Origin of the sequence: Asticcacaulis sp., from assembly GCF_020217185.1 — a bacterium.
Taxonomy (GTDB): Bacteria; Pseudomonadota; Alphaproteobacteria; order Caulobacterales; family Caulobacteraceae; genus Asticcacaulis.
Genome location: NZ_JAIWNX010000226.1, coordinates 1 through 10,000 on the forward strand (window position 1 = coordinate 1; position 10,000 = coordinate 10,000).

General features: G+C 62.6%; 8 protein-coding genes and 1 pseudogene. 6 read left to right on the plus strand and 3 right to left on the minus strand.

From position 1 onward, the window contains the following. Window positions 1-35: 35 nt before the first annotated feature. From pstS to pstB, 4 genes are read left to right on the plus strand one after another with little or no spacing between them, the layout of a single operon-like run. A complete protein-coding gene (gene pstS / locus LDL37_RS11140) occupies window positions 36-1,154 on the plus strand; it encodes a phosphate ABC transporter substrate-binding protein PstS (protein ID WP_290798118.1) in 1,119 nt (372 codons plus the stop codon). A 16-nt stretch (window positions 1,155-1,170) separates the two neighbouring features. Then, window positions 1,171-2,100 (plus strand): phosphate ABC transporter permease subunit PstC, encoded by a 930-nt coding sequence (gene pstC, locus LDL37_RS11145; protein ID WP_290798121.1) that lies wholly within the window; start codon window positions 1,171-1,173, stop codon window positions 2,098-2,100. Window positions 2,101-2,113: 13 nt separating this feature from the next. Beyond that, on the plus strand, window positions 2,114-2,953 hold the full coding sequence (gene pstA / locus LDL37_RS11150; RefSeq protein ID WP_290798124.1) for a phosphate ABC transporter permease PstA: 840 nt from the start codon (window positions 2,114-2,116) through the stop codon (window positions 2,951-2,953). A 9-nt stretch (window positions 2,954-2,962) separates the two neighbouring features. Further along, window positions 2,963-3,763 (plus strand): phosphate ABC transporter ATP-binding protein PstB, encoded by an 801-nt coding sequence (gene pstB / locus LDL37_RS11155; protein WP_126423172.1) that lies wholly within the window; start codon window positions 2,963-2,965, stop codon window positions 3,761-3,763. 59 nt (window positions 3,764-3,822) lie between these two features. Here the strand turns inward: pstB and lldD are convergent, their stop codons facing one another. After that, window positions 3,823-4,962, minus strand: coding sequence for an FMN-dependent L-lactate dehydrogenase LldD (lldD, locus tag LDL37_RS11160; RefSeq protein WP_290798127.1), 1,140 nt, complete (start codon window positions 4,960-4,962; stop codon window positions 3,823-3,825). A gap of 141 nt (window positions 4,963-5,103) precedes the next feature. Between lldD and kduD the strand changes: the two genes are divergently transcribed. Both kduD and LDL37_RS11170 read left to right on the plus strand, forming a co-directional pair. Next, a complete protein-coding gene (gene kduD, locus LDL37_RS11165; RefSeq protein WP_290798130.1) occupies window positions 5,104-5,865 on the plus strand; it encodes a 2-dehydro-3-deoxy-D-gluconate 5-dehydrogenase KduD in 762 nt (253 codons plus the stop codon). Between the two features lie 40 nt (window positions 5,866-5,905). After that, window positions 5,906-6,514: a LacI family DNA-binding transcriptional regulator gene (locus tag LDL37_RS11170; RefSeq protein ID WP_290798133.1), complete on the plus strand. Its 609-nt coding sequence runs from the start codon at window positions 5,906-5,908 to the stop codon at window positions 6,512-6,514. Window positions 6,515-6,643: 129 nt separating this feature from the next. On the opposite strand, the gene LDL37_RS11175 is transcribed toward LDL37_RS11170, so the two are convergent. Together LDL37_RS11175 and LDL37_RS11180 are read right to left on the minus strand one after the other, a co-directional pair. After that, on the minus strand, window positions 6,644-9,322 hold the full coding sequence (locus LDL37_RS11175) for a TonB-dependent receptor (RefSeq protein WP_290798136.1): 2,679 nt from the start codon (window positions 9,320-9,322) through the stop codon (window positions 6,644-6,646). Window positions 9,323-9,395: 73 nt separating this feature from the next. Then, window positions 9,396-10,000: pseudogene (locus LDL37_RS11180) on the minus strand (hypothetical protein); the annotation flags it as partial.

Sequence of the window (10,000 nt, forward strand, 5' to 3'; positions counted from 1 at the left end):
GAAAACGTGTTCGTCGGATCATCGGAGACGAGTAGATGTTCAAACCCTTCGCCCTGGCGCTTGGCGCGCTGCTGATGCTGACCGCGTGCTCGGACAAGGGTGCAGCGACGGCCGAAGGCAAGGACGCGCCGGCGGCGGGCGACATCACCGGCGCAGGTTCGACCTTTTTCGCGCCGCTGGGGGCCAAATGGGCCGAAACCTATAAGGAAACCACCGGCATCCGCCTGAACTATCAGTCGATCGGCTCCGGCGGTGGCGTGCGCCAGATCAAGGTCAAGACGGTCGATTTCGGCGCGACGGACAAGCCAGTAAAGCCCGCTGACCTCGACGAAACCGGCCTGTTGCAATTCCCCATCGTCATGGGTGGCATCGTCCCCATCGTCAACCTGCCCGACATCAAGAGCGGTCAGATGAACCTGACCGGCCCGCTGCTGGCCGATATCTATATGGGCAAGGTCAAGCGCTGGGACGACCCGGCCATCCGCGCCCTCAATCCGGGGCTGAAGCTGCCGCACCTGCCCATCACGGTCATCCACCGCGCTGACGGGTCGGGCACCACCTTCCTCTTTTCCAACTATCTGGCCAAGGTCAGCCCGACGTGGAAGGAAGAGGTCGGGGCCGCCGACGCGCTGGAATGGCCCGCAGGCCTTGGCGGCAAGGGCAATGAGGGCGTCTCGGCCTTCGTCAAGCAAACGCTCGGCGCTATCGGCTATGTCGAATTCGCCGTCGCCGCGCGCACCGGCACCGCTGTCGCCAATATGCGCAATCACGACGGCCACATGATCGCCCCGTCCATCGAAGCCTTTGCCGCGGCCGCCGCCGGGGCCGACTGGGCCAACGCGCCGGGCAACCAGCTTCTGCTGCTCGATCAGCCGGGGGCGCAGGCCTGGCCGATCACCGGCACCGTCTTCATCGTCATGCACAAGACGCAGGACAAGCCGGCCAGCGGCCGCGCCGCCCTCACCTTCTTCGACTGGGCCTATACCAATGGCGATGCGCTGGCGACCAGGATGCACTACGTCCCCCTGCCCCCTGAGGTGAAGCAGATGATGCGCGCCCAGTGGTCGCAGATCACCGGTCCGGACGGTAAGCCGGTCTATGCCCCGGCCACCCCCGCGCCCGCCGTGGCGGCGTCTGCCGCCTCCGCTCAGTAAGCTTATGGAAACCCCGATGTCTCTTCAGAGCGCCCGCCACCCTGATCCCGTTGACCCGATCTTCCGCGGCCTCGCCTTCGCGGCGGCGACGACCCTGCTCCTGACTTTGGGCGGCCTGATCGTCGCCCTGATGATCGGCGGCTGGCCCGCCATCTCCAAGTTCGGCTTCGGCTTCCTGACCTCCAGCACCTGGAATCCGGTCACCGAGGTTTACGGCGCCGCCGGTCCCATCGTCGGCACGCTGATTACCGCGGTGCTGTCTCTGGCCATCGCCCTGCCCATCGCCGTCTGCGTATCGGTCTTCCTGACGCAGTACTGCCCCAAGCAGATCGCTCAGCCGGTTTCGACCGCCATTGAGCTGCTGGCCGGTATCCCCTCCATCGTCTATGGCATGTGGGGCCTGTTCGTCTTTGCGCCGTGGTTTGCGCGCACGGTGCAACTGCCTATCCTGACCAGCCTCGACCCCGAAAGCTTCTGGGGCAAGCTGCTGGCCGGGGTGCCCAACGGCGCCAATATCTTCACGGCCTCCATCGTGCTCGCTATCATGATCCTGCCCTATATGTCGGCGGTCTTCCGTGAACTGTTCCGCTCGATCCCGCCGCAGGTGCGCGAAGCCGCCTTCGGCCTCGGCTGCACCTCCTACGAGGTGGTGGGCTCGGTGCTGATCCCCTACGTCAAGAAGGGCATGATCGGCGTGGTCATGCTGGGCTTTGGCCGCGCCCTGGGTGAGACCATGGCCGTCACCTTCATCATCGGCAATTCGCACCGCTTCCCGGACTCGCTGTTCGCTTCGGGCTCGACGCTCGCCTCGACCATCGCCAATGAGTTCAACGAAGCCTCCGGCGTCCACCTCGCCTCGCTGATCGCGCTGGGTCTGGTGCTGTTCCTGATTACCTTCACCGTTCTGGCCATCGCCAGAGCGCTCCTGTCCTCGCAGCGTTACTAAGGGAGGAAAGAGCATGGATCGCGCCCTTCGCCGCAAAATCGCCAATCAGGCCTTCGTCGTTATCTGCACCGGGGCCGCGCTGGTCGCGCTCGCTGCGCTGGCCCTGATCATGTTCTCGCTGCTGACCAAGGGCGTCGGCGGGGTGGACCTGATGCTGTTCACCGCCGACACCCCGGCCCCCGACTCACCGGGCGGCCTGCGCAACGCCATCATCGGCTCGATCCTAATGTGCGGCGTCGCCATGATGATCGCCGTGGTCATCGGCGTGCTGGCCGGGACGTGGCTGGCCGAAATCGGCGGCAACACCCCCTATGGCCACGTCGTGCGCTTCCTCAATGACGTGCTGCTGTCGGCCCCGTCCATCCTGATCGGCCTGTTCGTCTATTGGTGGGTCGTGGTGCCGATGGGCGGCTTCTCCGGCTGGGCGGGTGCGATCGCGCTCGGCATCCTCGCCACCCCCATCGTGACGCGCACCACCGAAGACATCCTGAACCTTCAGCCCAATGCCCTGCGCGAAGCCGGCATGGCGCTGGGGGCCTCTCAGTGGGTCACGGTGCGCAGCATCATCTGGAAGGCGGCCGGGGCTGGTATGCTGACCGGCGGCCTGCTGGGCTTTGCGCGTATTTCGGGTGAGACCGCGCCGCTGCTGTTTACCGCCCTCAACAACCAGTTCCTGAGCTTCGACATGTCGAAGCCCTTCGCCAGCCTGCCGGGCGCCATCTATCCCTTCGCCATGAGCCCCTACGAGACGTGGAACACCCTCGCCTGGGCCGGGGCGCTGCTGATTACGCTGGCGGTTCTGGGCGTCAACATTCTGGGGCGCTGGCTCGCCCGCGACAAAGATCACAAGTAAGGCCTCGTCATGTCCGACACCGATTTCCAAAGCGTCATCACCCCGCCCCCGGCCGATCAGCTTGTGCTGGAAACGCGGAACCTCAACTTCTACTACGGCACGCATCAGTCGCTGTTCGGCGTCTCCATGCCGGTCAAGCGCAATGGCATCACCGCCCTGATCGGTCCGTCGGGCTGCGGCAAGTCCACCCTGCTGCGCACCATGAACCGCATCTATGACCTCTATCCGGGTCAGCGCGCCGAAGGCGAGATTCTGGTCGATGGCGAGAATATTCTGGGCCCCAAGGTCGATGTGACCAGCTTACGCGCCCGCGTCGGCATGGTGTTCCAGAAGCCGACCCCCTTCCCCATGTCGATCTACGACAATGTGGCCTTCGGCGTGAAGCTGTACCACAAGAAGTCGAAGTCGCAGATGGACGAGGTGGTCGAAAAGGCCCTGCGCCGCGCCGCCCTGTGGGACGAGGTGAAGGACAAGCTCACCAAGTCCGGCCTGTCGCTTTCGGGCGGTCAGCAGCAGCGTCTGTGCGTCGCCCGCGGCATCGCGGTTGAGCCGGAAATCCTGCTGCTCGACGAACCGGCCTCGGCGCTCGACCCCATCTCGACGGCCAAGCTGGAAGACACGCTCGAAGAGCTGAAGCGCGACCTGACCATCATCATCGTGACCCATAACCTGCAACAGGCGGCGCGCCTGTCGGACTACACGGGCTTCATGTATCTGGGCAAGATGGTCGAATACGGCCCAACCGAAGAACTGTTCGTCAAGCCGAAGGTCGAGCGCACCTCCGACTATATCGGCGGCCGCTTCGGTTAAGCCACCCGCTCTTATGCGTACCGTGACCCCCTCCCTGCGATCAGGGAGGGGGTTTTGCTTTATGCCCCCGGCACCAGACACTGCGGGCCGATCTCGCGGATCGACTTGACGCCGGTGAGCGCCATGGCGACGCGCATTTCCTTCTCAAACAGGCTGAGCAGGTTCGACACCCCCGCCTCCCCCCCGGCGGCCAGCGCGTAGATAAAGGCCCGCCCCAGCAGCACACCGTCGGCCCCCAGCGCGATCATGCGCACCACATCAAGGCCCGTGCGGATACCGGAATCGGCCAGTATGGTCAGGTCGCCCTTCACGGCCTCGGCAATGGCCGGCAGGGCCCGCGCCGACGACAGCACACCATCGAGCTGCCGCCCGCCGTGGTTGGACACCACAATGCCGTCTGCACCGAAGCTCACCGCGTCCTTGGCGTCTTCCGGATCGAGTATGCCCTTTATGACCATCGGCCCCTTCCAGAAGTCTCGGATCCATTCCAGATCCTTCCATGAGATCGACGGGTCGAAATTGGCCCCCAGCCAGCCGATATAGTCGGCCAGACCCGTCGCCTTGCCCAGATATTTCGAGACATTGCCCAGATCGTGCGGCGTCCCCATCAGGCCGACATCAAAGGCCCAATGCGGGTGCGTCACCGCCTGCCACAGGCGGCGGATTTCGGCGTTCGGCCCGCTCATGCCCGAATGGGCGTCGCGGTAGCGCGCCCCCGGCACCGGCATATCGACGGTAAAGACCAGCGTGCGGATACCGGCCGCCCAGGCGCGTTCCAGCGCGTTCTTCATGAAGCCGCGATCTTTCAGCACATAGAGCTGAAACCAGATCGGCTTGTCGCACTTGCCCTGCACCTCTTCGATAGGGCAGACGCTGACGGTCGAAAGCGTCAGGTTGATGCCGGCCTTTTGCGCCGCGCGCGCCGCCTGCACCTCGCCGCGACGGGCATACATGCCGGTCAGGCCGACGGGGGCCAGAGCGATGGGCATGGACAGCTTCTCGCCCAGCAGTTCCGTCTCCAGACTGAGCGACGACACGTCCTTCAAAACCCGCTGGCGCAGCGCCACGTCGCCAAGGTCCGATACATTGCGCGCCAGTGTGCGCTCGGCATAGGCCCCGCCGTCGATATAGTGAAACAGGAAGGGCGGCAGCCGACGCCGGGCGGCTTCGCGGTAATCGGTCGAGGCGGAGATGATCATGGCAAACCCAGCGATTCAAGGAATTGGAAAAGCACGGACGATGCTCTAGCATGGGGCCAAGCCCGATGACAATGCGTGGACAATCCCGTTCAATCATCATAGATCAAAATTAATCACCCTCCGTTTTATTCAGGAAATGCCATGTCCGCTGCCTCGATGTTCGACCTCTCCGGAAAAACCGTGCTGATCACCGGGGCCAATCGCGGACTGGGGCAGGGCATGGCGCTGGCTCTGGCCGAAGCCGGGGCCGATATCTGCGCCGTGGGCTCGTCGGGGGCCGACACCACCGCCGAAAAGGTTGCGGCTCTGGGACGCAGGTTCCATTTTATCCGCGCCGATCTTACCTCCATTTCGCCGGTGGAGGACATTGTCGCCGAAACTTTGCGCGTCATGGGCGGGCTCGACATCCTCGTCAACAATGCCGGGTCGATCCGCCGTGGCGACGTGACGGAATTTAACGAGGAAGACTGGGACGCGGTGATGAACCTCAATCTGAAGACCCTGTTCTTTATGTGTCAGGCCGCCGGCCGTCACATGATCGCGCAGGGCCACGGCAAGATCATCAATACGGCGTCGCTCCTGTCGTTTCAGGGCGGCATCCGCGTCCCCTCCTATACGGCGTCGAAATCGGGCGTGGCCGGGATTACGCGGCTTCTGGCTAACGAATGGGCGTCCAAAGGCCTTAATGTCAACGCCATCGCGCCGGGCTATATGGCCACAGAACTGACCGAAGGGCTGCAAAGCGACCCCGAACGCGCGAAGGCGATTCTGGACCGGATTCCGGCGGCACGCTGGGGCACGCCAGAAGATTTGGGCGGCGCGACGGTTTTTTTGGCCTCCCGCGTGTCAAATTACGTAAACGGAGTTATTATCCCCGTTGATGGGGGCTGGCTGGCGCGCTGATGTGCCTGTTCCGGCCCCATCCGAACCCCTTGAGGAGACAATGACCACAGAGACTCTTTCGACCACCGCGCCGCTCAAGATGGCCGATATCGCCCGCATGGCCGGCGTTTCAGTGTCCACCGTTTCGCGGGCCCTGGCCGGAAGCCCCCTGATCCCCAAGCCGCTGCGTGACAAGATCGCGGCGATTGCCGAGGAACATGGCTACGTCGTCAATCAGGCCGCCCGTAACCTCCGTCTGAAGCGCACCCGCACCATCGGCCTCGTCCTGCCCGAGGATGGCGACCGCAAGCTGCGCGACCCGCACCTCTTGAGCATGATGGGCGCCCTCACCCAAGCCGTCTTCAAGCGCGGCTATGAGCTGCTGGTGCTCAAGACCCCGGCCAAGCGTCAGGGCGCGCTGAAGGACCTTGTCCGCTCGCAGCGCTTTGACGGCATGTTGGTCCTGCCCGACACCGCCGCTAAGGATCAGCACGAAGCCCTGAGCGACCTTGCCCGCTACTACGCGCCGCTGGTCGTCTGGGGCCGCCTGCCGGACCAGAGCTATTGCGGCGTCGAAGCCTCGACGGCCACGGACGAAAACGCCGAGGAGATGGTCGATCTGCTGTTCCAGCGCCTCAGCGAAGACGAAAAAGCCAAGGCCGTGAAATAGTCTCCGTTCCCCCGACAGCGTTGGGGGTTCAGTGACCCTTCCAGATAAGAAAAAAGCCCTCCGGATCACTCCGGAGGGCTTTTTTGTCAGTACCAAGAAGGCCGCCCGGCGAACCGGACGGCCTCTTTTTTAGAACTGCGTCGAAAGGCTGACCGAGACGCTTTGGCCCAGATCATACTTGTTTACGTCAACGCGCTTGACCTCTTCCTGATACTCTTGGAATTTCGTGCCCGTGAGGTTGCGGACCTCTACACCGAGGTTCAGGTCACGACCAAAGGCCGTGAATCCCTTGCGGTACACGAAGTCGAGCGTCGCGCCCGGCTCTTGTATATAGTCCGCCACGCCGCTCGACGGATTGCCACGCGCCGAGATGCGCTCGGAAACGTAGGTGACGAGGAAGGTGGCCTGAGACTTGGCTTCGGCATCATCCCATCCGAATTGCAGGTTTGCGACGTTTTCCGCCTGGCCCTGCATTCTCGAACCCGAGATGATGAAGTTGGTCGCCTTTTGCGCCTGACCATTGCTGTCGATGATCGTCTGAGAGCCCGACGCCTTCACCTCGGACGAGGTGTAGGTGTAGTTGGCCTGCAAGAGCCAGCGCTTGCTGTCAAAGAAGGCTCCGGAGACCGGCGAGTCAAACAGACCCTTGTAGTCGAACTCAACGCCGTAAAGTGAGGCTTCCGGCGCGTTGATATAGGTCTGGAACAGGCTGTTGCCTTGCACCAGAAGCGAGGCTTCCACCGGATTGGTGATGTCCTTGTAGAAGGCCCCGGCGGTGAAGTAAGAACCCGCGTCGTAATACCACTCGTAGCGCGCATCGAAATTGGTCAGTTCGGTATCGCGCAGGTATGGGTTACCCACGAACAGACGATCCTGTTCCGGATCAAGATACTGAGCCGGCGCCAGTTCGCGGAACTGCGGACGACCGATGGTCTTGGACAGGCCGCCGCGAAGCTGCATATTCTCGCGGAAGTTCCAGGTCACTGTGGCTGTCGGAAGAACATACTCTTCCTTCAGAGCCGGTATCTTTACCGGAGCCTGATCGGATTCGTAGAGCTTGTTCAGGGTGACGCGTTGCTTAGCGTATTCATAGCGCAGACCCGCCGCCAGACGTACAAGCGGGATCACTTCGACATCGACCTTGGCGTAGGCCGCATTGACGAACAGACCACCATCATAGGCGGCGTTGGGGTTGGTGGTTTCGGTCAGCACCCAACGGGTGGGGCTGATATTGACGTCCGAGAACAAATAATCGACACGCGAATACTGGATATTGTTCGCGGCAATGCCAGTGCCCGGATTGAAGCGGAAGGAGCGGTTTTCCGACTCGCGCTTGTTATCGAGGAAATCGAAGCCACCGGTCAGCTTGCCGTCACGCGCTTCGCCGAGGCTGAAGTCGTAGGTCAGGCTCGCCCCACCGCTGGCTGCCACATCCTCAAGGTTCGAGAACTGGAGGTTGTTGGTCTGCTGCGTACCGGCGTGGAAGAATACGCCTTTGGCATCCTGCCAGTAGGTGATGTCACGCTCATAGGGCGCATCACGTGTGGTCTTGGCATAGGCCAGACGCCAGTCCATCGCCAGTTTGTCCGACAGCGGGTGACGGCCGGTCAGTTGCGACATGACCAGTTGACGCGCATACCAGCCCGTATCCTCACGAAGGGTCAGGCTGTCGGTGTTACGGATATCGCGACCTTCACGGACGCGGGTGCGCTTGGTCGTGTTGCGGATGAACAGGTTGGTCCACTGCAGGCTGTGCCCGCCGATATTGTAGCCCATACCGATCAGACCGTTCAGACCGACATTGTTCTCGGTCGTTTGGTACTTGTAGTCCCCAACCAGCTCGACCGTACGCGCAGCGCCGGTGCCTTCGATGCGCCCGTCCTGCTGAATGCCGTTACGGGCTTTCCAGCCGTTGCCGAAATCGACAAGACCAACGATACCGAACTGACCACCCGCGACATCCATGCTGGTGCCGCCGGAGAGGTTAAAGCTGAAATTGGCCGGCAGAGAGTCGGTTTGCTGGATCAGGTTGAGCGGTGCATTGCTGAAGCTCTGGCCGATCTTCTGCAACTGAGCCGGGGTGAAATACCCCGTCGCGTCGCTGTAGTTACCGGCATTGATGCGACGGCCCGAGTGCAGGGCAGTGCGCAGTTCCGGCGGTAGCGACCGCGTACCATCGTCGAAGCCGATCGGATCGGTGTCCGAACCGTAGTGTGTGTAGCCGTCCTGGAAGGTCGTCTCAGAATTGCCACTGACGCTCAGGCCCATCGACAGGAAGGGCGCCTTGGGCGTATTCAGCGTGCGCAGGTCGATCACGCCGCCGCCAAATTCGCCCGGATATTCTGCTGAGTAGGTCTTCTGGACCGACACGCGCTGCAGGATAGATGACGGAAACAGGTCAAGCGGAACGACGCGTTGCAGGGGTTCCGGCGACGGCAGCGGCGAGCCGTTCAGCAGGGCCGACGAGTAGCGCTCACCCAGGCCGCGCACGTAAACAAAACGACCTTCGACCAGCGACAGGCCGGTCACGCGCGTCAGAGCGACAGCGGCCGAGTCATCGCCGGTGCGCTTCAGGTCTTCATTGGTAAGGATCGCCGTAACTTCGGCCGTGCGACGCATGGTGTTGGGCACGTTTTTACCGCGCACAACGATTTCGGTAATTTCCTCTGTCGGCGTGGCCTCGGTGACCTCAACGGTCTGAGCGTCGGCGGGAACGGCGGTTTGGTCGGTCTGGGCGAAGGCGGCCGGAGCCACCAGAGCCGAGGTCGTCATCAGCATCAGGCCGAGCGACTGGGTATAGGTTTTCATAGCGATTAGCCTTTGCTGATACGGAGAAGGGATTACGGGCGGTGCGGGGAACCCCGAACCGCCCGCGCGTTTATCAGCAGGTCGAGCCAGCGGTCAGGCCGCAGGTCCAGCCGGCATACCAAGTGTCGCTCGCGTTCTTCACGGCGCCGATATAGTCAACCGTCGTGAAGAAATTGCCGTTGGCCACACCGTTGACCGAGGTGGCGTTGGTGAGAGAGTTCAGCGTGGACACAGCGCGCACCGGGACGGCCGTTTCGTTGGCACCATTGACGAAGTCCGCCAGGGTGATCGTGCCGGCCGACGTGTTGTTGGTACCGGCGTTGAACAGGGCTGCCGTGTTGTTAGTCGTGGCGAAGGCCGTAGCGAAGCCGCCCATATAGACCGAGTGGAAGGTCGGCGCAGCGGTTTCGGTCGTCGCGCCGGTGATGCGGATACCGAAGGTCGAGGCCGTAGCGGTGTTGGTGATGACCGAGTTGACCAGGGTCAGGTCGGTGCCCGAGTTGATTTCCAGACCGTTCGAAGCCACGGACGAGCGGCGGATCAGGGTGGCGTTGGAGATGACCGGATGCGAGCAGTAGGCAGCGTTACCGGCGCAGGACATTTCGAACAGACGGTCGCCGCGGGTCTGGCTTTGCTTGACGATCAGGAACTGGATGTTGCCGCGATAGCCAGTGTCGG